20 protein-coding genes are annotated in these 20,835 nt (G+C 67.2%); 9 read left to right on the top strand and 11 right to left on the bottom strand.

Annotated features, from left to right (window positions below; all coding sequences use genetic code 11):
- Positions 1–24: 24 nt before the first annotated feature.
- Positions 25–483, bottom strand: a complete 459-nt coding sequence (locus tag RXV88_RS18380; protein WP_316294960.1) for a DUF4174 domain-containing protein — start codon at positions 481–483, stop codon at positions 25–27.
- Positions 484–644: 161 nt separating this feature from the next.
- On the opposite strand from RXV88_RS18380, the gene RXV88_RS18375 reads away from it, so the two are divergent.
- From RXV88_RS18375 to RXV88_RS18340, 8 genes are all read left to right on the top strand, one after another.
- Complete coding sequence (locus RXV88_RS18375; RefSeq protein WP_316294959.1) at positions 645–1,583, top strand: hypothetical protein; 939 nt, start codon at positions 645–647, stop codon at positions 1,581–1,583.
- Positions 1,546–3,684 (top strand): methylmalonyl-CoA mutase, encoded by a 2,139-nt coding sequence (scpA, locus tag RXV88_RS18370; protein WP_316294958.1) that lies wholly within the window; start codon positions 1,546–1,548, stop codon positions 3,682–3,684. The genes RXV88_RS18375 and scpA overlap by 38 nt, the downstream gene beginning before the upstream one ends.
- 121 nt (positions 3,685–3,805) lie before the next feature.
- Positions 3,806–4,420, top strand: a complete 615-nt coding sequence (locus RXV88_RS18365; RefSeq protein WP_316294957.1) for a VOC family protein — start codon at positions 3,806–3,808, stop codon at positions 4,418–4,420.
- Complete coding sequence (locus RXV88_RS18360) at positions 4,417–4,896, top strand: N-acetyltransferase family protein (protein ID WP_316294956.1); 480 nt, start codon at positions 4,417–4,419, stop codon at positions 4,894–4,896. The genes RXV88_RS18365 and RXV88_RS18360 overlap by 4 nt, the downstream gene beginning before the upstream one ends.
- 44 nt (positions 4,897–4,940) lie before the next feature.
- Entirely contained in the window at positions 4,941–5,624 is a 684-nt protein-coding gene (locus RXV88_RS18355; protein ID WP_316294955.1) for a molecular chaperone DjiA, read from the top strand.
- Complete coding sequence (locus tag RXV88_RS18350) at positions 5,624–6,625, top strand: endonuclease/exonuclease/phosphatase family protein (RefSeq protein WP_316294954.1); 1,002 nt, start codon at positions 5,624–5,626, stop codon at positions 6,623–6,625. The genes RXV88_RS18355 and RXV88_RS18350 overlap by 1 nt, the downstream gene beginning before the upstream one ends.
- 38 nt (positions 6,626–6,663) lie before the next feature.
- Positions 6,664–7,014: a hypothetical protein gene (locus tag RXV88_RS18345; RefSeq protein WP_316294953.1), complete on the top strand. Its 351-nt coding sequence runs from the start codon at positions 6,664–6,666 to the stop codon at positions 7,012–7,014.
- A gap of 111 nt (positions 7,015–7,125) precedes the next feature.
- On the top strand, positions 7,126–7,542 hold the full coding sequence (locus tag RXV88_RS18340) for a c-type cytochrome (protein WP_316294952.1): 417 nt from the start codon (positions 7,126–7,128) through the stop codon (positions 7,540–7,542).
- Between the two features lie 6 nt (positions 7,543–7,548).
- Here the strand turns inward: RXV88_RS18340 and RXV88_RS18335 are convergent, their stop codons facing one another.
- From RXV88_RS18335 to RXV88_RS18320, 4 genes are all read right to left on the bottom strand, one after another.
- A complete protein-coding gene (locus RXV88_RS18335; RefSeq protein WP_316294951.1) occupies positions 7,549–9,093 on the bottom strand; it encodes a Ppx/GppA family phosphatase in 1,545 nt (514 codons plus the stop codon).
- A 125-nt stretch (positions 9,094–9,218) separates the two neighbouring features.
- Positions 9,219–11,396 carry an RNA degradosome polyphosphate kinase gene (locus RXV88_RS18330; protein ID WP_316294950.1) on the bottom strand — a complete coding sequence of 726 codons (2,178 nt, stop codon included), beginning with the start codon at positions 11,394–11,396 and terminating at the stop codon, positions 9,219–9,221.
- The gene (locus RXV88_RS18325; RefSeq protein ID WP_316294949.1) at positions 11,393–12,121 is read right to left on the bottom strand and encodes a DnaA ATPase domain-containing protein; all 729 of its coding nucleotides are present in this window, start codon (positions 12,119–12,121) and stop codon (positions 11,393–11,395) included. The genes RXV88_RS18330 and RXV88_RS18325 overlap by 4 nt, the downstream gene beginning before the upstream one ends.
- Before the next feature lie 4 nt (positions 12,122–12,125).
- Positions 12,126–13,193, bottom strand: coding sequence for an AI-2E family transporter (locus RXV88_RS18320; protein WP_316294948.1), 1,068 nt, complete (start codon positions 13,191–13,193; stop codon positions 12,126–12,128).
- 117 nt (positions 13,194–13,310) lie between these two features.
- Here RXV88_RS18320 and RXV88_RS18315 point away from each other — a divergent pair, with 117 nt between their 5' ends.
- Positions 13,311–14,060 (top strand): helix-turn-helix domain-containing protein, encoded by a 750-nt coding sequence (locus RXV88_RS18315; protein WP_316294947.1) that lies wholly within the window; start codon positions 13,311–13,313, stop codon positions 14,058–14,060.
- Between the two features lie 5 nt (positions 14,061–14,065).
- Here the strand turns inward: RXV88_RS18315 and RXV88_RS18310 are convergent, their stop codons facing one another.
- The 6 genes from RXV88_RS18310 to RXV88_RS18285 form a co-directional block, all read right to left on the bottom strand.
- Positions 14,066–15,472 (bottom strand): 3'-5' exonuclease, encoded by a 1,407-nt coding sequence (locus RXV88_RS18310; RefSeq protein ID WP_316294946.1) that lies wholly within the window; start codon positions 15,470–15,472, stop codon positions 14,066–14,068.
- A gap of 3 nt (positions 15,473–15,475) precedes the next feature.
- Positions 15,476–15,976 carry a hypothetical protein gene (locus RXV88_RS18305; RefSeq protein ID WP_316294945.1) on the bottom strand — a complete coding sequence of 167 codons (501 nt, stop codon included), beginning with the start codon at positions 15,974–15,976 and terminating at the stop codon, positions 15,476–15,478.
- 28 nt (positions 15,977–16,004) lie between these two features.
- Positions 16,005–17,828 (bottom strand): DUF294 nucleotidyltransferase-like domain-containing protein, encoded by a 1,824-nt coding sequence (locus tag RXV88_RS18300; protein ID WP_316294944.1) that lies wholly within the window; start codon positions 17,826–17,828, stop codon positions 16,005–16,007.
- A 113-nt stretch (positions 17,829–17,941) separates the two neighbouring features.
- A complete protein-coding gene (locus tag RXV88_RS18295) occupies positions 17,942–19,723 on the bottom strand; it encodes a sodium:solute symporter family protein (protein ID WP_316294943.1) in 1,782 nt (593 codons plus the stop codon).
- A gap of 3 nt (positions 19,724–19,726) precedes the next feature.
- On the bottom strand, positions 19,727–20,014 hold the full coding sequence (locus RXV88_RS18290; RefSeq protein WP_316294942.1) for a DUF4212 domain-containing protein: 288 nt from the start codon (positions 20,012–20,014) through the stop codon (positions 19,727–19,729).
- 54 nt (positions 20,015–20,068) lie between these two features.
- Positions 20,069–20,755: an adenylate kinase gene (locus RXV88_RS18285; protein WP_316294941.1), complete on the bottom strand. Its 687-nt coding sequence runs from the start codon at positions 20,753–20,755 to the stop codon at positions 20,069–20,071.
- Positions 20,756–20,835 lie beyond the last annotated feature (80 nt).

Below are 20,835 nucleotides of genomic sequence, written 5' to 3'. Positions count from 1 at the left end.
GGCGTTGCGCATCGTGGCTGGCGGTTATTCCAGCAGGGTGTCGCGCCGGTCGCGGATTTCCTGCTGGCGCAGCGGCAGCTTGTCGATCGAGCGCGAGATCTCGCGCACCGACCAGGGTGCGGGTTTGCGGATCACCACGGTGCCGTCCTTGGCGATCACCGCGAGCATGAAGCCGCGCGGGCGCAGGGTGCGCCGCACCTCGCTGCGCGCGGCGGGGTCGGTGTCGGTGATCACGACCACATCGCGATCCACCAGCGCATCCAGCCGTTCGGTGATGAACTGCATCTGCTGGACGTACCGCGGGTCGGCGGCGCTGTCGGCGAAGACGACGACGGGCCGTTTCAGCCACAGGAACTCTCCGAGGGTCACGTCGGCGGCCGACAGGATGGTCTCTTCGGTCGGTGCACCGGCGTCGGCGGCGGCCAGGGGCGCCGGGGCAAGTGTCGTCAGCGCCACCAGGGCGAGAGTGCATGCTTTGATCATGTTACAAGATATAAGCGCGGGACCGGGATTTGCGAAGCGTTCCGCGTCGGCAGCGCGGAATTTTTGTCGTGTTAACCGCATTGTGAGGGGAGACGTGCCATGCCTTGCCGCGTCTGGCGGCGGCTCTGCCGGCCGCCTGCCCCTCAGAGGCGGATTTCGCAATGGACATCGTTCTGCATCCCGGCGCGCATCGCACCGGATCGACCAGTTTTCAAAGCTACCTGCGCGCGGTGCAGGACGATATATGCGGGCAGGGGCTGGCCTACTGGGGGCCTTGGCGCACCCGCAAGGGGCTTTTTCACGGCGTGGCCGACGGCACGGCGCCGCCGGGCCGCGAGGGGCGGCCGGCTGGCCGGGTCCTGCTGAATGTGCGCGGCGTGGCACGCAAGGGCTATCGCACGCTGATCGTCAGCGACGAGAACATGCTGGGCACTCCGCGCGACAATATCCGCAGCGGCCTGCTCTATCCGGGCGCGGGGCAGCGGATGGCGCGGTTCCATGCGGCTTTCGGCGGCCGCGTGCGGCGGGTCGTGCTGCAAATCCGCTCGCCCGAGCTCTACTGGGCCTCGCTTTACGCCTATGCGCTGCCGCGCGGCGTGTCGATGCCGCTGCCTGCGCAGATCGCGGCGCTGGCGCGAGGGCAAAGGTCGTGGCGGGACGTGATCGTCGACATGGCCTGCGCCATGCCGGGGGCCGAGATCTGCGTGACCGTTTTCGAACGCTTCGCGTCCGACCCGGCGGCGCTGTTGCGGGCTCTGACGGATCGCGCGGAGGTGCCGGAGCCGGCGCAGCCTCTCTGGCTGAACCGCGCGCCCGATCTGGCCGCCCTGCGCGCCGTGCTGCGCGACAGGGGCGAGGATCCGGCCCTGCTGCCCGCGGGTCATGGCCGCTGGATGCCCTTTATACCGCAGGACGCCGCCCTGCTGCGCGCGGCCTATGCCGAGGATCTGCATTGGCTGACGACAGGTGCGGACGGGCTGGCCCGACTGATCGAAGACCCGGACCCCGACAGGACCAGGATCGCCTGGCCGGCGGGTCCGATGACAAGAGGACAAAGACCACATGACCAAAGACAAGGAAACATGGCGCAAACTCGCTGAAAAGGAACTCAGGGGGCGCCCGGTCAAGGATCTGACCTGGCAGACGCTCGAGGGGATCGACGTCTCGCCGATCTACACCGCCGAGGATACCGAGGGGCTGCCGCATATGGGCGGCCTGCCGGGGCAGGAGCCGTTCACCCGAGGCGTCAAAGCCACCATGTACGCGGGCCGGCCCTGGACGATCCGGCAATACGCCGGGTTTTCCACGGCCGAGGAATCGAACGCCTTTTACCGCAAGGCGCTGGATGCGGGGCAGCAGGGGGTCAGCGTGGCCTTCGACCTGGCCACCCATCGCGGCTATGACAGCGATCACGAACGGGTCGTGGGCGACGTGGGCAAGGCCGGCGTGGCCATCGACAGCGTCGAGGACATGAAGATCCTCTTCGACGGCATCCCGCTGGATCAGGTCAGCGTGTCGATGACGATGAACGGCGCGGTGATCCCGATCCTGGCGAATTTCATCGTCACCGGCGAAGAGCAGGGGCACGACCGCTCGGTGCTCTCGGGGACCATTCAGAACGACATTCTGAAGGAATTCATGGTCCGCAACACCTATGTCTACCCGCCCGAACCGTCGATGCGGATCATCGCGGACATCATCGAATATACCTCCAACGAGATGCCCAAGTTCAACTCGATCTCGATCTCGGGCTACCACATGCAGGAGGCGGGCGCGAACCTGGTGCAAGAGCTGGCTTATACCCTGGCCGACGGCAAGGAATACGTCAAAACCGCCATGGCGCGCGGGATGGACGTGGACAAGTTCGCAGGCCGGCTGTCGTTCTTTTTCGCCATCGGCAAGAACTTCTTCATGGAGGTGGCCAAGCTGCGCGCCGCGCGCCTGCTCTGGCACCGCATCATGACCGAGCTTGGCGCGCAGAACCCGCGCTCGAAGATGCTGCGCACCCATTGCCAGACCTCGGGCGTGTCTCTGGCCGAGCAGGATCCCTATAACAACGTGGTGCGCACCGCCTACGAGGCGATGAGCGCGGTGCTGGGCGGCACGCAGTCGCTGCACACCAACGCGCTGGACGAGGCGATCGCGTTGCCGACCGAATTCTCGGCCCGGATCGCGCGCAACACCCAGCTGATCCTGCAAGAGGAAACCGGTGTGACCAACGTGGTCGACCCGCTGGCGGGCTCTTATTACGTCGAAAAGCTGACCCACGACCTGGCCGAGGCGGCCTGGAAGCTGATCGAAGAGGTCGACGAGATGGGCGGCATGACCAAGGCGGTGGCCAGCGGCATGCCCAAGCTCAGGATCGAGGAGACCGCGGCGCGGCGGCAGGCCGATATCGACCGCGGCGCCGAGGTGATCGTCGGCGTCAACAAATACCGCAAGGACCGCGAGGATCCGATAGACATTCTGGACATCGACAACGCCAAGGTCCGCGAAAACCAGCTCAAGCGGCTCGAGCAGGTGCGCGGCAGTCGCGATGAAAGCGCGTGCGCAGCAGCGCTTGAAGAGCTGACCCGCCGCGCGGCCGAGGGCGGCAATCTGCTCGACGGCGCGGTCGAGGCCGCCCGCGCCCGCGCCACGGTAGGAGAGATCAGCATGGCAATGGAAAAGGTGTTCGGCCGTCATCGCGCCGAGGTCAAGACGCTCGCCGGCGTCTACGGCGCCGCCTACGAAGGCGACGAAGGCTTCGCCGCGATCCAGAAGGCGGTCGAGCAATTCGCCGAGGACGAAGGCCGCCGCCCGCGCATGCTGGTGGTCAAGATGGGCCAGGACGGCCACGACCGCGGCGCCAAGGTGATCGCCACGGCCTTTGCCGACATCGGTTTCGACGTCGACGTGGGCCCGCTGTTCCAGACCCCCGCCGAGGCGGCGCAGGACGCGGTCGACAACGACGTGCATGTCATCGGCATCTCGAGCCAGGCGGCGGGCCACAAGACCCTTGCGCCCCAGCTCGTGCAGGCGCTCAAGGACGCCGGGGCCGAGGATATTCTGGTCATCTGCGGCGGCGTCATCCCGCAGCAGGATTACCAGTTCCTCTACGACGCGGGCGTCAAGGCGATCTTCGGCCCCGGCACCAACATCCCCGAGGCCGCGCAGGATATCCTGCGCCTGATCCGCGCCGCGCGCCCCGAAGCTGCCTGACGCCACCAGCCCGGGGCGCGCCGCCAGCGCGCCCCGGCTCTGCCAAACGCGATTTCGGAACTTTTCAAGTCCCGGACCCTGTCTTATCGTGCCAATGGTTGGAACACGACGGACCATGGGGATGCTGACACTCGATCATATCGCGGTGCTGGGCGAAACGCTGGAAGAGGCGGTCGCTCATGCCGAGGCCGCGCTGGGCGTGCCCTTGCAGCCGGGCGGCAAGCATCAGCGCTTCGGCACGCACAACCGCGTCATCGGACTGGGCGGCGGGATTTACCTTGAGGCCATCGCCATCGACCCCGCGGCGCCTCCGCCGGACCGCCCGCGCTGGTTCGGCATGGACGACTTTCGCGGCCCCGCGCGGCTCGACAAGTGGATCTGCGCGGTGCCCGATATGGCGGCCGCGCTCGCGGTTTTCCCCGAGGCCGGGTCGCCGATTGAGCTGCAGCGCGGCGATCTGCGCTGGACCATGGCGGTGCCCGAGGACGGTCGCCTGGCCTTTGACGGGCTCTTTCCGGCGCTGATCCAGTGGCACGGCTCGGTGCCGCCGGGCAAGGCGCTGCCGTCGCAGGGCTGCCGGCTGCAAACGCTCGAGGTGCTGCACCCTGCGGCGGATCAGCTCGCGGCCCGGCTCGCGCCGCATTTCAGCGACGCGCGCGTCAGGTTTACGGTTGCCGACAGCCCCGATCTGCGCGCCACGCTGAACACGGCGCGCGGGCCGCGCGTGCTGACATGATCGTCCGGCCCGCGCGGGCCGGTGATGCGGCGGCGATCGCCGCGATCTGGAACCCGATCATCGACGACACCGCGATCACCTTTACCACCGCGCCCAAGACCGAGGCCGGGATCGCCGCGGATGTCGCGGCGCGCGGCGCGGCCTTTCAGGTCGCCGAGACGGACGGCACGGCGATAGGCTTCGCCACGTATTTCCCGTTTCGCGGCGGGCCCGGCTATGCCCGGACGATGGAACACTCCGTCATGCTCGCGCCCGAGGCGCGGGGGCAGGGCGCCGGGCGTGCGCTGATGACCGCGCTTGAGGCGGTTGCGCGCGACGCAGGGATCCACTCGCTGATCGGCGGGGTCAGCGGCGAAAATCCCGAAGGGGTGGCCTTTCACGAACGCCTGGGGTTCAAAGAAATCGCGCGCCTGCCCGAGGTGGGCTTCAAGTTCGGGCGCTGGATGGATCTGGTGCTGATGCAGAAAATGCTGTGACCTGTCGCAGGGACATTCGCGCTGCGGTGCAGTAACCTTGCCCCATGTCGATCTGGACACGCATAACCCAGGCGCTTTCCGCGCTGACCTCGGGCGAGGGGCTGACGGCGGTTTTCGACCGTTTGCGCACCCCGCCCGAGCGTTCGGTCGCGTTCACCATCGCGGTGATCGGGCTCAGCGCCAAGATGGCCAAGGCCGACGGTCTGGTCACCCGCGACGAGGTCATGGCCTTCCGCGAGGTGTTCCACATCCGTGCCGAGGACGAGGCCGGTGCGGCGCGGGTGTTCAACCTCGCCCGCCAGGACGTGGCCGGGTTCGAGGAATACGCCGCCCGCATCCGCGCCATGTTCGGCACCGACGAAGGCACGCTCTGCGACCTGCTCGAGGGGCTCTTTCACATCGCGATGGCCGACGGCACCTACCACCCCAAAGAGGACGCCTTTCTGGGCCGCGTGGCAGAGATCTTCGGGATTCGCGACACCTCGTTCCAGCGCCTGCGCGCGCGCTTCGTGCCCGATGCATCCCCCGATCCCTTCGCGGTGCTGGGCGTCGATCCGGACATGCCGGTCGAGGAAATCCGCAAGGTCTGGCGCCAACTGGTGCGCGACAGCCATCCCGATGTCATGATCGCCCGCGGCCTACCCGCAGAGGCGGTGCGGATGTCGGAAAAGCGGCTTATCGACATCAACCGCGCCTGGGAAGAGATCGTCGCCCGCGCGGACGCGTGATGCGGATCGCCACCTATAACGTCGAATGGTTCGACGCGCTCTTCGACGACAGCGGCGCGCTCTTGATGGATGACGCATGGTCGGCGCGTTACGACGTGACGCGCGCCCAGCAGATCGAGGCGCTGGGGATCGTCTTTACCGCCCTCGACGCCGACGCGGTGCTGGTGATCGAGGCGCCCGACAGCCATCGCCGCCGCTCGACAACCTCGGCGCTGGAAACCTTTGCCGAGGCCTTCGATCTGCGCGCGCGGGCGGTGACCATGGGATTCGTCAACGACACCCAGCAGGAAATCGCGCTGCTCTACGATCCCGACCGGGTCACGGCGCGGCACGATCCGGTCGAAAGCGATGCGGCCCCGCGCTTTGACGGGGTGCTCAGGATCGACCTCGACATCGACGCGACCGAGGACAAGGTCCAGTTTTCCAAGCCACCGCTAGAGGTTGCCCTGCGCACGGCGCAGGGCACCGACCTGCGGCTGATCGGGGCGCATCTGAAATCCAAGGCGCCGCACGGGGCCTCGACCCGCGACCAGATCATGCGCCTGTCGATCGCCAACCGGCGCAAGCAACTGGCCCAGGCGATCTGGCTGCGCCGCCGGATCGAGCAGCTTATGGCGGCGGGCGAAGCCGTTATCGTCGCCGGAGATCTGAACGACGGTCCGGGGCTGGACGAATACGAACACCTCTTCGGACGCAGTTCGGTCGAGATCGTGCTGGGCGACGGCGGCCCGCGGCTCTTCGACCCGCATGCCGAACAGTCGCTCTACGCCAAGCGGGGGCCAAAGCCCACCACGGCGCGATTCTATCTCAACCACGAGAAAAAGTTCATGCAGGCGATGCTGGACTACGTGATGGTGTCGCCCGATCTTGCGGCGCGGGGCCCGGTCTGGCGCATCTGGCATCCTTTCGACGACCCGCACTGCTGGTCGACACCAGAGCTGCGCGAGGCCCTGCTGACCGCCTCGGATCATTTCCCGGTCACGCTCGACATCGACATCTGACCCTTATCAAGCGGCCGCGCCGCGCCTATATTCATGCCATGAAACGCATGATCGCCCTGATCCTGACCCTTGGCATCGCCACCCCCGCCGCCGCGCAGGAGGCCGAAGGCGACGGGCTGAGCCTGATGGAGGAAGGGGCCAAGCTCTTCTTTCGCGGGCTGATGGACGAGGTCGAACCGGCGCTGAAGGATTTGCAGGACCTGGCCCAGGAAATGGAGCCCGCCTTGCAGGATTTCGTCGAGTACATGGGCCCGGCGCTGCGCGAGCTGATGGCCGAGGTCGAGGATTGGTCGGCCTACGAGCCGCCGGAAATGCTGCCCAACGGCGACATCATCCTGCGCCGCAAGGTGCCCAAAACCCCCGCCGACGAAGGCGCGATCGAGCTTTAGCCGCCCCGCGCCGTTGTCTGACACAGATCAATGCGCCACCCGACGCCGGGTTTACCCTTTCGATCCATGGCCGGTTATTTCCAACGGCCGGTCGCTAGGGAGGACAGAGCGATGATCAAATCCATTCTGAGCGCGGCATTGTTGGCCGGTGCGTTCGCAGGCGCGGCCTGGGCGCAGGAAGACGCGGGGCGCGCCGAATACATGGTGGCCTGTGCCGGATGCCACGGGGAATCGGGCAAGGGCGACGGCCCGCTGGCCGGGGTTCTGGACATGCACACCCCCGACCTGACCCACCTTGCGCGGGACAAGGGCGATGGCACTTTCCCCTTCGAATACGTTCTGTGGATGATCGACGGGCGCGAGATCATTCGCGCGCATGGCAGCGAAATGCCGCTCTGGGGCGATCGCTACACGGTCTCCGCCATGGCGGCCGAGGAATCGTCCGAGCTTCCCGAAGCGCGCGAATTGTTCGTGCGTGGGCGCATCCTGTCGCTGGTCTATTACCTCGAATCGATCCAGGCGCAGTAAGCGCGGTCAGATCACCTTGACGTCGGTCGTGGCCTCGAGCGCGCTGGCAAGCGACTTGAAGCGCGCTTCGGCCACTTCTCCGAACAGGGCAAGCGCGTCCTCGCGCAAGCTGAGCTGCAGGATGCGCTTCTTGGGTTGCCAGCTAAGCGCGGCACCGCCCTTCGTCGCCTCGGTCATCCACAGCATCGCGCCAAAGCGCATCGCCTTCCCCAGAACCTCGGCCTCGCGCTGTTCGGGCGCGTCGAGCAGGTCGTAGAGCTCTTCGAACCGCGTGCCCTCGCGCTTGTTGCGGTAGCGGTGCAGCAGCGCCAGCCCCAGATAGACCCGCTCGCCGTGCTTGAGCCCGCCCAGATTGGCGCGGGTGGCGTTGTCGAAACAGGTCTCGGCGCGGTAGTCGGGATGCGCGCGCCAGCTGACGTCATGCAAAAGACAGGCGGCCTTGATCAGGCGCTGCCGCGGTTCGGGGACATTGGCAAAGAGCGGATGGACGAACCTGTAAAGCGTCTTGCCGAAGCCGGGCATGCGGGCGTCCTTGGACTCGGCGAAGCGGCAGGATTCGATCAGCGGATCGCGGTCGCGCAGGATTTGCGGCATCTGTTCGTAAAGCAGACCTTCGCGGATACCATAGCTGGAAATTGCGATATCCTTGGGTTTGAAGGTCTGCACCAGCCGCTTGAGCACCTCGGCGGCATAGGGCACCAGCGACATCCGCGCATTCGAGATACTGCAGGCCGCGCGCAGTTCCTCCAGATCGGAATTGCGGATGAACTCGACCGTGGCGGCCACGCTTTTCGCCGTCATGCGGTATTCGTGCAGCACATGAAGCGGATAGCCCCGGCGTTCCATGTCGACCCGCGCGATGGCGCGCCAGCTGCCGCCCACCAGAAAGAGCCGGTCGCGCTGCGCGCCCATGGACGCGGCCAGATCCTGCATCACGGTCTTGATGTGTCTTTCGCGGCCCTTGCGCCCGCCCGGCAGGTCCTTGAGCTTGAGCGGCCCCAGCGCCGAGGTCATGCGCTTGCCCACGCGCCCGCCCGAGATTTCCGCCAGCTCCATCGACGATCCGCCGATGTCGCAGACCAGGCCAAAGCTGCCCGGCCATCCCAGCAACACGCCCTGCGCCGAAAGCCGCGCCTCTTCCTCTCCGTCGATGACCCAGACCTTGAGCCCGCATTCGTCCTGGATTTGCTGGCGGAAGGCGGGGCCGTCGCTGGCCTCGCGCATGGCGGCGGTGGCCACGGCGGTCAGCGCGGGAATGCCCATCCCCTTGGCCAGCAGTTGAAAGCGCTTCAGAGCGGCCAAAGCGCGGACCTTGCCTTCGGGGTTCAGCTTGCCGCTTTCGGCCATGCCCGCGCCAAGCGCGCACATGATCTTTTCGTTGTAGAAATACGCCGGGCTGCGCGCCGCGCCGTCGAAGACCACCAGCCGGACCGAGTTCGATCCGATATCCACCACTCCCACGCGGCTAAGCGCACGCGCACGGGGATCTTCGAAAAGCGGCCTGCCGAAAGGCTCCCACTCTGGTGTTGCCGGGTCCGGTTGTCCGTCCATAAACCACCTTGGGTCTCGCGTTGCGTGGGCACCTTGGGCAAGGCCGCCGGGCAGGTCAACCCATTGGCCGGGACGAGTGCGGCGATTCGCGTCACCGGCCGGGCGGTGCCGAAGGATCGGGCGGATCAGCCGTCGTCGGTATGGGTCAGCTGCGGCACGTCCGATGCGCCCGCCGATCCGCGCCCCGAAAGCGACGGGTTCTCCATAAAGAACCGGTGGCAGTTGAACGAAAACGCGCCTTCGGGCATCGGGTGGCGGACAAAGTCGCCGTTGGCCTCCATCACCCAGCTTTGTGCCGTGTCGGCGAGGTTCGCGGCCATGATCTGGCTGACGATCTGTGCCTTGACGGTTGGGTTCGTCGCCTCGATCAGCGTCTCGACCCGGCGGTTGAGGTTGCGGCCCATCCAGTCGGCCGAGCTGATGAAGACGCGCGCCTTCTTGTGCGGCAGGCCGTGGCCGTTGCCAAAGCAGATGATGCGCGAATGTTCCAGAAACCGGCCGACGATGGATTTGACGCGGATGTTCTCGGACAGCCCCTTGACGCCCGCGCGCAGCCCGCAGATGCCGCGCACCACCGCGTCGATCCGCACGCCCGCGGCACTTGCGGCGTAAAGCGCGTCGATCATGTCGGGCTCGATCAGCGAATTCATCTTGAGCCAGATCTGCGCGGGCTTGCCGTTCCGCGCGTGTTCCGCCTCGGCGGCGATCATCTCGAGCATCCTCGATTTGAGGTTGTGCGGCGAGATCGCCAGGTTTTCGAGCCTCTCGGGATGGGCATAGCCCGACAGGTAGTTGAACACCTTGGTCGCGTCCCGCCCCAGCGCCGCGTCGCAGGTGAAAAGCGACAGGTCGGTATAGATGCGCGCGGTGATCGGGTGGTAATTGCCGGTGCCGAAATGGGTGTAGGTCACCAGCTTGTCGCCCTCGCGGCGCACAACGGTGCTGATCTTGGCGTGGGTCTTCCAGTCGAGAAAGCCATAGACTACATGCGCGCCCGACCGTTCCAGCCGCCGCGACTGGCGGATGTTGGCGGCCTCGTCGAAACGGGCCTTCAGCTCGACCAGCGCGGTGACGGATTTGCCGTCCTCGGCGGCCTCGCAAAGCGCGTCGACGATGGGCGAGTTGCGCGAGGTGCGGTAGAGCGTCTGCTTGATCGCCACCACATCCGGATCCCGCGCGGCCTGCGCCAGGAACCGGACCACCATGTCGAAGGTCTCGTAGGGGTGGTGCAGCAGCATGTCCTTCTGGCGGATCGCCGCGAACATGTCGCCCTCGTGGTCCTGCACTCGTTCCGGCACACGCGGCATGAACGTGGGCCAGAGCAGATCGGGCCGCGCGTCGGTCACCAGTTCCGACAGGTCGGCGATGCCGATCATGCCGTCCAGTTCGACCACCTCGTTGTCGGCGACGTGCAATTCGCGCATCACCACGCCGCGCAGCGCCTTGGGTGCGCCCGTCGTGATGGTCAGCCGCACGACCTCGCCCCGGCGGCGGCGTTTCAGCGCGACCTCGAATTCGCGCACCAGATCCTCGGCCTCTTCCTCGACCTCCAGATCGCTGTCGCGCAGAACGCGGAAGCCGAAGTGGTTCTTGACCTCGTAGCCCGGGAACAGGCTGTCGATATGCAAGAGCAGCACGTCCTCGAGAAAGATGTAGCGCAGGCTGCCCTCGGGGGCGGGCAGGGACATGAAGCGGCTGATCTGCGCCGGGATCGGCAGCACCGCCTGCAAGGGTTTCCGGTCGCGCCGCCGTTCCAGCTGCAGCGCCAGGCAATAGCCCATGTTGGCGATGAAGGGGAACGGATGCGCCGGGTCGATGGCGAGCGGCGACAGCACCGGAAAGACCTGGGCCAGGAACGCCTCTTCGAGAAAGGCGATATCGTCGTCGGTCAGCCCGTCGCGCCGGACGATGGTGATGTTCTGCGCCTCCATCTCGGTGCGCAGACTGGCCAGCACCTCTTGCTGGCGGGCGAGCAGGCGGCGGGCGTTTTCGTCGATCAGGACAAGCTGTTCGGCCGGGCTCAGCCCGTCGGCGGCGGGGGTGGCGTTGCCTTCCTTGGCCAGCTCGCGCAGACCGGCGACGCGCACGGTGTAGAATTCGTCGAGGTTGGAGGCCGAGATCGACAGGAACCGCAACCGTTCCAGAAGCGGCACACGCGGGTTCTCGGCCTCTTCGACCACGCGCCAGTTAAAGCCCAGCCAGCTGAGCTCGCGGTTAAGGAACCGGCCCGGCCCGCTCTGGTCCAGATCGGGCAGTGCAACCGGTTCGGGCGGTTCGGAGGCGAGGAAATCGGCCTGGGTCATGCCGGTTCTCCGGGCGGCGAGCGCCGCAGGGGAGACACCGTCGTCTCGACGTATTGTTCCTCGTGCGCCAACACCTCGCGGGCCAGATCCCGGCTGATCCGGCGCGACCCGGCCAGCGCCGCGGCATCGAGCGCCGCCACCATGCGCCCGGCCATGTCGAACGAGCGCGGCATATGGCGCACCAGATAGGGGATCACATTGGCCGCCGGCACGATCTGTTGATCGGCGAACAGCTTGGCCAGCACGACCGACAGCAGCTCGTCGTCCGGCGGCTCGAGCCGCGCCAGCGGGGTGCCCATCATCCGGCTTTTCAGATCGGGCAGGGTCAGCGGCCATTGCGCGGGCGGCGTGTCGGCGGTCAGCAAAAGTGCGTTGCCGTTGGCCAGAACCAGGTTGTGAAGATGAAAAAGCGCGTTTTCCGCCTCGGGCTGGCCGGCGATGGCCTGCACGTCTTCGACGCAGACATGGCCCTGCGCCAGCGCCGGGATATCCGCCTGGGCCAGCCGGCGCGCCGGAACGATCCGTGCAAAGCTTTCGGCCGACCAGACATGCGCCAGATGGGTCTTGCCCGACCCGACGGGGCCGCAGAGCAAGAGCTTGCCGCCCGGCCAGTCGCGCCAGCCGTCGATCAGCGCCACCGCGACCGCATTGGGCGGGGCGACGAAAAAGTCGCCGCGCCCCAGCGCGGGGCGGACTTTCAGCGGAAGGGCCAGCTGGCGGCTCATGACGTCATTCCCGGTTCTGGTCGGTGAGGCCGCGATAGAGGCGGCTGTCCCGATATTGCCGGATCAGGAACCGGATCAACACCCCCAGCGAGGCCGCCAGAGGCACCGCCACCAGCATCCCCACAAAGCCGAAGAGCGACCCGAAAACCGACAGCGCCAGGATCAGCCAGACCGGATGCAGGCCGACCGAGTTTCCCACCAGCTTGGGCGTCAGCACATTGCCCTCGAGCAACTGCCCGATCTGAAAGATCACCGCCACGGCCACGATCCAACCCCAGTCGCCCCAGAACTGAAAGAGCGCCAGGCCGATGGCCAGCGCCCCGCCGACAATCGCCCCGACGTAGGGGATGAAGGTCAGGATGCCCGCGACGACCCCCACAACCAGCCCGAATTGCAGCCCCACCAGCCAGAGCGCGAGCGCGTAATAGGTGCCCAGGATCAGGCAGACCGACCCCATGCCCCGGATGAACCCGGCCAGCGTCCGGTCGATCTCGGTCGCGAGGATGCGGATGGTGGGCGCGTGATCGCGGGGCAAAAGCTCGTCGATGCGGGCGGTCATGTTGTCCCAGTCGAGCAGCAGGTAGACCGCCACCACCGGCACGATGACAAACAAAAGGACGATGTTGATCAGCGACGCGGCCGAGTTGAGCGCGGTTTCCAGCAATTGGCCGCCGCGCTCGCGGATGGTGTCGCCGATGCCGACAAGCGTTTGGCGCACCGCGCTGTCCTCGACCATGACCGACGGGAAGCTTTCGGTCAGAAAGGCCTGCAGATCGCGGAAGAGCTGCGGCGCGGTGTTGAACAATTGCAGCGTCTGCTGGATCAGCGCCGGCACCACCGACAGCGCCATGATCACGAAAATGACGATCGCCGCGATGGTGATGACGCCGGTCGCGGCGCCCCGCGACAGGCCCATACGCTCCAGCCGGTCGGCCACCGGATCGAGGAAATAGGCGATGGCTCCGCCCAGCACGAACGGCAAGAGAACATCGCCCAGAAACCAGAGCGTCACGGCAAACACCGCCAGGGCCACGCCCCAGTATTTCAACTGTTCCAGCACGGGCAGCGCCATTCTGCCGGTCCTTTTGTAAAAAGTCCTTGTCTTACATCGCTTTTCCCGCGCCGTGTTTCAAGCCTGACAGCGCTTTCGTTAACCGAACGGCAAGCGCTTGCCGGGTATTTCCTGTGGATGGATCGGCTGGTTTGCTCTCTTGCGGCGCTCGGGCATCCGCAGCGGCTTGCGGTGTGGCGGTATCTTTGTGCCTCGGGGGGCGATCCCGTTGCGGCGGGGGCGCTGTCGCAGGCGCTGGGGATCCGGCCGTCGACCTTGTCGGCCTATCTGGCGCGACTTTGCGATGCGGGGCTGGTCACGCAGCATTGCGCAGGCACATCGCGGCTCTATGCGGCGCGGCCCGGCGCGCTGGACGATCTGCTGGACGGGGTTCGCGGCGGGGCGGCGGCTGGCGCGCGCGCCTTGCCGCTGCGCACGCTTTTCGTCTGCCGCGACGGCGGCGCGCGGTCGCGCTTTGCGGCGGCGCAGCTGAACCGGATCGGGCGGCCGCGCTTTGTCGCCGCCTCGGGCGGAGTGCATCCGCCGCGTCGCGATCCGCTGGCCGATCAGCTGCTTCAGGCGCGCGGGCACGATCCGGCGCGGCTGGGGCTTGCCGCGGCGCCCGATCTGATCATCCGGCTGACCCGCGCGCCATGCCCGGTCCCGCAGCCGGGGCCGGTGGTGGTGCATTGGGCTCTGCCTGATCCGGTTGCCAGTGGTGGTGTGATCGCGGGGCTGTCGCGGCTGGGCGCGCTGTATGACGCTCTGTCCTTTCGCGTGGCGGCGCTGGCCGCGCTGCCGGTCGAGCGGCTGGACGACGCGGCACTGCAACGGGCCGTGGCAGAGATCGGAGGGCCGCAGACGCGCGCCCAAGCGCGGCCCGCGTAACGCGGTCAGTTCAGGTCTTCCAGCAGCCGGCCATGTTTGCGGGTTTCCTCCAGCAACTGGCCGAAGGTGGTCAGCCCGCGCCCCTGCAGGATCGGAATCAGATGCACCAGCGCCTCGGCGGTGGCGCGGGCATCGCCAAGCGCCGTGTGGCGCAGCCGCTCGGGGATCTCGATCCGCAGCCTGTCGCAGAGCGCATCCAGCGTGTGGGTCTCATGCGCGCCGAAGGCCACGGCCGAAAGCAGCACCGTATCGAGGATCGGGTGATCCCAGGCCACGCCCATCGCCTCGGCGTCGCGGCGCAGAAAGGCCATGTCGAAGGGCGCGTTATGGGCGACGATCACAGCGTCCCGGGCAAAGCGGTGCAGCTTGCGCCCGGCCTCTTCGATGCCCGGCTTGCCCACAACCATGGCGTCGGACACGCCATGCACCTTCGTCGAGGCGGGCGGGATCGGGCGGCGGGGATCGACCAGCTGGTCGATCTCTTCGCCGGGCACGATCCGGCCGTTGACCACGCGCAAAGCGCCGATTTGCACGATGGCGTCCTTGTGCGGCAAGAGCCCGGTGGTTTCGGTGTCGAACACGCAAAAGCAGAGCTGATCCAGCGGCGTGTCGCGCACATCCGCCGGGGCGGCCCGGTCGAGCAGGGCGAAATCGTAGACCAGCGGGCGCGCGGCATCGGCGGCAATGCGCGCCTCGGCGGTGTCGATGATCATCAGAAAGCTGCCCGCATCCAGCGGTTTCAGCCGCGCGTCATAGGCGGTGTCGGCCTCGGCCCCCAGCGCCTGGAAGGCCACCTCGTGGCCGCTGCGCTCCATCTTGCGGCGCGCCTGGGTCAGCGCGGCGGGCGCGAAGTAATCGGTCAGCGGCGCGTTCAGCCGGGGCACGCCCTGCTGGGCCAGCACCTCGGCGGCCTGCCCGTCGTAAAGCACGATCTGCCCCTGCGGGTTGGCCAGGATCGTGGCCACCGGGATTTCGGTCAGAAGGGCGGTGAGGCGCGCCTGTTCCTCGCGCAGGCGGGCGGTTTCGGTCGCCACACGCTGGGCGGTGGCCATCGCGGCATCGGCGGCCTTGCGGGTGACGGCGTCCGCCGCCGGGGCCAGATCGCCCAGATAGCGCGCGGATTGGGTGTCGAGCGCCGGATCGACGCCCGCATGTGCGCCCGCGCGCATGGCGGCGGCCAGCCGGTCGATGGGCTTGGCGACGTTCTCGTCGAAGAGCAGCCAGATCCCGGCGCTCAGCCCCACGATCCCCAGCGTGGACAGGATCGCCGCCGTGACGAAGCCGTCGGCGACGCTGGTGACGGCGGACCGCGCGTGCCCGAACCACAGCGCCCCCAGCACCAGCGCCGAAGCGCCGAGCGCCAGAAGCGCGAAGAAGAGAAAGACGCGCAGGCGGAGGCTGAGGCCCGACATCGCTCAGACCGCGCCGCAGAGCGTGGCGACCAGCGGGTCGTCGGTGCCCACGTCGCGCCAGACCGGGGGCGATCCGTCCCCCAGCGCCGGGTCCGCGCGCCGCCCGCCGGGGCAGTCGACCATGATCTGCACCGATTGCACCGGCTGCCAGCGCCCGAAAAAGAACACCTCGGCCAGATAGAGCCCATCGGTCTCGGTGTTGCGCACGATGTTGCCGGTGTCGACCGCGACGAAGCGGTCGGTCATCGGCACGACATAGGTCCAGGGCCGCCAGAAGGCGCGGCTGTCGACGGTGTCGGCCACCACCAGCCCCTCGGGCAGGGCGGCCGTGGTGCGCCCGTACCAGCCGTATTCCGACGAAATCGCGGTGCCCAGCATCGTCAGCCCGGCGCCCACCGGCACCATCCAGCGCGGCAGGCGGCCGCCCGTGAGCTTGCCCAGCAGCAGCATCACGCCGGCCCCGGCGAACCCCGCGACCAGAACGGCTATGAGTTCGAGAAACATCCGTTTTCCTCCCTTGGGCTGTGGCGGGCTATCCCAGCGCGCCCCGGCCATGGCCAAGCGCCGATTGCAGCGACTTTACCACGACGAAGGCGTTGCGCAGGTGGCTTCGCTCGAAATCCGAAAGATCGGTGGGCGCCAGAAAATTGTCGACCTTCCGGCCCGCCCGGATCTGGCGGGCCTGATGTTCGAGCCGGGTTTCGGCGATCAGGTCGTAGGCATCCAGCAGATCCTGCCCGCCGGTGGCGCTGAGCACGCCCTGGGCCATCGCTGCCTCGATCCGGGCGCGGGTGTTGACCGGCGCAAGCTTGCCCTGCAGCGCATAGACCCGCGCCAGATCGACCACCGGCACCACGCCGTTGTGCTTCAGATCGAGCCGGTTCTTGTGCTCGCCCGACCGGATCGTGGCGAAGCCGCGAAGCAGCCCCAAGGGCGGCGTGTGCTTGAGCGCGTTCGACGCCAGATGCGCCACGAAGATCGAATTGCGCGCGGCCAGCGCCAGCGTGTCGCGCTGCAGATCCTCGAAGAGCGACGGCGTGCCGCCGATGGGCCGCAGGTCGAACATGACCGAGGCCAGCATCTGCGCCTCGGGCCCCGGTGCGGCGATCCACGAGGCGAAATACTGCCGCCAGACGCGCACGGGCTGGCACCACTTGGGGTTCGTGGCCATCATGTCGCCCGGGCAATAGACATAGCCGCAGGCGTTCAGACCGTCGCTGACGAAGGTGGCGAGGGCGTGGAAATAGGCCATGTCGGCCTCGGTCGCTGCGTCGTCGAGAAAGAGGCAATTGTCCTGGTCGCTGACGCCGGTCTGTTCCTGCCGCCCCTGGCTGCCGCAGGCGAGCCACAGATAGGGCACGGGCGGCGGCCCGAGCGTGTCCTCGGCCATGCTCAGCAGGCGGCGGGTGGCGGTGTCGGCCACGTCGGTGATCAGGCGGGTCACGACCTCGTGCCGGTTGCCGCCGGCCACCAGCTGCACCAGCAGCTGCGGAATGCGGGCCGTGGCGGCGGCCATGTCGGCGATGCTGCCGGCGTGGGCCACGTCGCGCACGATGTCGGCGGAACTGAGCGCCTGGAACCGCGTCAAATCGGTCTGGGTGACGATGCCGACCAGTCGGTCGCCCTCGGTCACCGGAATATGGCCGATGCGCCGCTCCATCATCATGTGCAGCACGTCCGACCCGATGGCCGAGGGCGGCAGGCTGACCGGATCGCCGGTCATGACCTGCGACACCGGGGTGGTGACGGGCAGGGCGGCGGCCACCACCTTGGAGGACAGATCGCGGATCGTCAGGATGCCGCGCAGGGCACCCGCGTCGGTCACGCAGATCGACGAGACATGCGCGTCGCGCATCGCGGCGGCGGCGTCCTGCACGGGCGTTTCGGGCGCGCAGGCCAGCGGGTCGCCGGTCATCAGCGTCTCGACCCGGCTGGTGGCCAGATCGCTGCGTTTCGGACGCGGCTGGCGGCTGCGGTCGAAAAAGCGCGCGACGTCGGGCTTGGTTTCGACCAGCCGCAGGAAATCGGCGCGGGGCAGCACCAAGAGCAGGCTGTCGGTCACCGTGCTGGCGCTGGTCACGGCGATGCCGTCGCGCGCGAGCCCGCGTTCGCCGAACGAATTGCGCGGCCCCAGCGCCGAGATCTGCACGTCGTTTTCGTCGCGCACCGCGACCTGCCCGTCGTGGATCAGGTAAAGCCCCTGCAAAGGCTCGCCCAGCCGGTAGACCGTCTCTCCGGCCTTCATCGCCTGCGGGCGGAAGGCGTGCGCCAACGCCTCGATCTCGTCGGCGGTCAGGGTGTCGTAGGGATGCACGGCCGCCAGGAATGTCTGCAACGCGTCAATGGCAATGGGCATGGTCAAACCTTGGTTTCCAAAAGAAAACGTCCCCACCGGGATAGACCGGGCGGGGACGCTGTGGAAGGGGGGGCCGTGTTGTGCGGCACGGCCCCGGCCTTCGTCGGGCAGGATCAGTGATCCTGCGCCACGCCTGCGCCCCGGGGGATGCGCACGCTTTCCACAAGCTCTTCGATGTCCTTGGGCAGCGCTTCGGTCATCTTCGACACGGTGAAGGCCACCGCAAAGTTGATCGCCGCACCGACCGCACCAAAGCTTGTCGACTTGATCGTGCCAAGCAGCGGATCGGCGTCGGTAAAGCTGTTGGTGTCGGGGATGAAGAACCAGCCTTTGTGCAGGAAGATGTAGATCAGCGTCACCACCAGACCCGACACCATGCCTGCCACGGCGCCCTTGTTGTTCACCTTGGTAAAGATGCCCATCATCAGCGCCGGGAAGATCGAGGCCGCCGCGAGGCCAAAGGCCAAGGCCACCGTCTGCGCCGCAAAGCCCGGAGGGTTGAGGCCCAGATAGGTCGCCACCGCGATGGCCACGGCCATGGCGACACGCGCCGACATCAGCTCGCCTTTTTCGCTGATGTTCGGGGTCAGTTGCCCTTTCATCAGGTCGTGGCTGACCGCCGACGAGATCGCCAGCAAGAGGCCCGCCGCCGTCGACAGCGCCGCCGCAAGGCCGCCCGCCGCCACCAGACCGATCACCCATGCGGGCAGGTTGGCGATCTCGGGGTTGGCCAGCACCAGGATGTCGCGGTTGAAGTTGGTCAGCTCGTTGCCTTCCCAGCCGTTCGCCGCCGCCTTTTCCTGCATCGCAGGCGAGGCGTCGTTGTAGTACTGGATCCGGCCGTCGCCGTTCTTGTCTTCCCAGCCCAGAAGGCCGGTCTGCTGCCAGGTGGCCATCCAGTCGTAACGCGGGTCGCTTTCGATCATCTCGACCGAAACCGCCTCGGCGTCGGTGCCGTTGGGCCAGAACATGTCGGTGATGTTCAGCCGCGCCATCGCACCCACGGCCGGGGCCGTCAGGTAAAGCAGCGCGATGAAGACCAGCGCCCAGCCCGCCGACCAGCGTGCGTCAGCCACGCGCGGCACGGTGAAGAAGCGCATGATCACGTGCGGCAGACCGGCGGTGCCGATCATCAGCGACAGGGTGAAGAGCACCATGTTGAACGTGTCGCCGTGATGGGCGGTGTATTCATTAAAGCCCAGCTCGCGCACGATCTGGTCGAGCTTTTCCAGCAGCGGCATGCCGCTGGCGGTGTGATCGCCGAACAGCCCGAGCGCCGGGATCGGATTGCCCGTCAGCTGCAGCGAGATGAACACGGCCGGGATGGTGTAGGCCATGATCAGCACGACGTATTGCGCCACCTGGGTGTAGGTCACGCCCTTCATGCCGCCGAAGACCGCATAGGCAAAGACCACACAGGCGCCGATCAGCAGACCCGTGGTGTTGCTGACCTCGAGAAAGCGGCCAAAGGCCACGCCCACGCCGGTCATCTGGCCGATCACATAGGTGGTCGATGCCACGATCAGGCAGATCACGGCCACCAGACGCGCGGTCGGGCTGTAGAACCGGTCGCCGATGAATTCGGAAACGGTGAACTTGCCGAACTTGCGCAGGTAGGGCGCCAGCAGCAGCGCCAGCAGCACATAACCGCCGGTCCAGCCCATCAGGAAGGTCGAGTTGTCATAGCCGGTAAAGGCGATGAGACCCGCCATCGAGATGAACGAGGCCGCCGACATCCAGTCCGCCGCCGTGGCCATGCCGTTGGTGACGGGATGCACGCCGCGCCCGGCGGCGTAGAATTCCGACGTCGAGCCCGCGCGGGCCCAGATCGCGATGCCGATGTAGAGCGCGAAGGACGCGCCCACAAAGAGCAGGTTGATGGTAAACTGATCCATGATTTATTCCTCCTCGACGCCGAATTCACGGTCGAGCCTGTTCATCCGCCAGGCGTAGAAAAAGATCAGCGCCAGGAAGACGATGATCGAGCCTTGCTGCGCGAACCAGAAGCCCAGGTCGGTGCCGCCGACGCCGATGCCGCTCAGCATCGGGCGCAGCAGGATGCCAAAGCCGAAACTGACCAGCGCCCAGATGACGAGGCTGACCAGGATGATGCGCACATTGGCCGCCCAGTAAGCCGTGTCCGACTTCTGGCGCGCCTCCGCGCCTTGTGATGTTTGATCCGCCATTGCGGTTCCTCCTCTTGGGTTATCAAGGGCTTGCGGGCCCTTGCGGGGGCGGTGTCAGGCCGTCACCCGTGTTGCGATCGCGGCCAACTGGCCCGCGATGTCGTCAATCGCGCCCATCGCGTCGATGCGGATAAGCGCGCCTTGTTGGTCGTAATGTGCGATCAGCGGCGCGGTTTGCGCGTGATAGGCCTCGAGCCGGCTGGCGACGGTTTCCGCGGTGTCGTCGGCGCGCCGCTGCATGTCGGTGCCGCCGCATTTGTCGCAGATGCCGTCCTTGGCGGTGGGCTTGAAGCTGTCGTGATAGCCCTCGCCGCAGCCGCCGCAGGTGAAGCGGCCCGAAATGCGCGTGACCATCGCGGCGTCGTCGACCTCGAGGCTGATTGCGGCGTTGATCCGCTGCCGATTCTCGGCCAGCAGCGCATCCAGCGCCTCGGCCTGCGCGCCTGTTCGCGGAAAGCCGTCGAGGATGACGCCCTTCGCGGTGTCCGGCTCGGCCAGGCGGTCGCGCAGGATGGCGATGACGATGTCGTCGCTGACCAGATCGCCCGCTTCCATCACGGCCTTGGCGGCCTTGCCGGCGGGCGTGCCGGCCTTGACGGCCGTGCGTAGCAGATCGCCGGTCGACAGCTGCACGAGGCCGAAGCTGTCCTCGAGCATCCGGGCCTGCGTGCCTTTCCCGGCCCCCGGAGGGCCGAGAAGGATCAGAACCGGGGCTGCAGCGGGGGTTTTCGAGCCATCCATGACGCTCACCCCTTGTTCATTCTGTTTTCGATGAGGTCGTCGACGACTTCGGGTTCGGCGAGTGTTGAGGTGTCGCCGAG

Source organism: Aestuariicoccus sp. MJ-SS9 (assembly GCF_032586235.1).
GTDB lineage: Bacteria > Pseudomonadota > Alphaproteobacteria > Rhodobacterales > Rhodobacteraceae > Aestuariicoccus.
The sequence above is the reverse complement of the archived record's forward strand: the minus strand, read 5'-3'. Positions and strand labels throughout refer to the sequence as shown.

Coding starts and splice junctions, on each gene's coding strand:
- RXV88_RS18380 (WP_316294960.1), bottom strand. CDS start 483: ATGATCAAAGCATGCACTCTCGCCCTGGTGGCGCTGACGACACTTGCC.
- RXV88_RS18375 (WP_316294959.1), top strand. CDS start 645: ATGGACATCGTTCTGCATCCCGGCGCGCATCGCACCGGATCGACCAGT.
- scpA (WP_316294958.1), top strand. CDS start 1,546: ATGACCAAAGACAAGGAAACATGGCGCAAACTCGCTGAAAAGGAACTC.
- RXV88_RS18365 (WP_316294957.1), top strand. CDS start 3,806: ATGCTGACACTCGATCATATCGCGGTGCTGGGCGAAACGCTGGAAGAG.
- RXV88_RS18360 (WP_316294956.1), top strand. CDS start 4,417: ATGATCGTCCGGCCCGCGCGGGCCGGTGATGCGGCGGCGATCGCCGCG.
- RXV88_RS18355 (WP_316294955.1), top strand. CDS start 4,941: ATGTCGATCTGGACACGCATAACCCAGGCGCTTTCCGCGCTGACCTCG.
- RXV88_RS18350 (WP_316294954.1), top strand. CDS start 5,624: ATGCGGATCGCCACCTATAACGTCGAATGGTTCGACGCGCTCTTCGAC.
- RXV88_RS18345 (WP_316294953.1), top strand. CDS start 6,664: ATGAAACGCATGATCGCCCTGATCCTGACCCTTGGCATCGCCACCCCC.
- RXV88_RS18340 (WP_316294952.1), top strand. CDS start 7,126: ATGATCAAATCCATTCTGAGCGCGGCATTGTTGGCCGGTGCGTTCGCA.
- RXV88_RS18335 (WP_316294951.1), bottom strand. CDS start 9,093: ATGGACGGACAACCGGACCCGGCAACACCAGAGTGGGAGCCTTTCGGC.
- RXV88_RS18330 (WP_316294950.1), bottom strand. CDS start 11,396: ATGACCCAGGCCGATTTCCTCGCCTCCGAACCGCCCGAACCGGTTGCA.
- RXV88_RS18325 (WP_316294949.1), bottom strand. CDS start 12,121: ATGAGCCGCCAGCTGGCCCTTCCGCTGAAAGTCCGCCCCGCGCTGGGG.
- RXV88_RS18320 (WP_316294948.1), bottom strand. CDS start 13,193: ATGGCGCTGCCCGTGCTGGAACAGTTGAAATACTGGGGCGTGGCCCTG.
- RXV88_RS18315 (WP_316294947.1), top strand. CDS start 13,311: ATGGATCGGCTGGTTTGCTCTCTTGCGGCGCTCGGGCATCCGCAGCGG.
- RXV88_RS18310 (WP_316294946.1), bottom strand. CDS start 15,472: ATGTCGGGCCTCAGCCTCCGCCTGCGCGTCTTTCTCTTCTTCGCGCTT.
- RXV88_RS18305 (WP_316294945.1), bottom strand. CDS start 15,976: ATGTTTCTCGAACTCATAGCCGTTCTGGTCGCGGGGTTCGCCGGGGCC.
- RXV88_RS18300 (WP_316294944.1), bottom strand. CDS start 17,828: ATGCCCATTGCCATTGACGCGTTGCAGACATTCCTGGCGGCCGTGCAT.
- RXV88_RS18295 (WP_316294943.1), bottom strand. CDS start 19,723: ATGGATCAGTTTACCATCAACCTGCTCTTTGTGGGCGCGTCCTTCGCG.
- RXV88_RS18290 (WP_316294942.1), bottom strand. CDS start 20,014: ATGGCGGATCAAACATCACAAGGCGCGGAGGCGCGCCAGAAGTCGGAC.
- RXV88_RS18285 (WP_316294941.1), bottom strand. CDS start 20,755: ATGGATGGCTCGAAAACCCCCGCTGCAGCCCCGGTTCTGATCCTTCTC.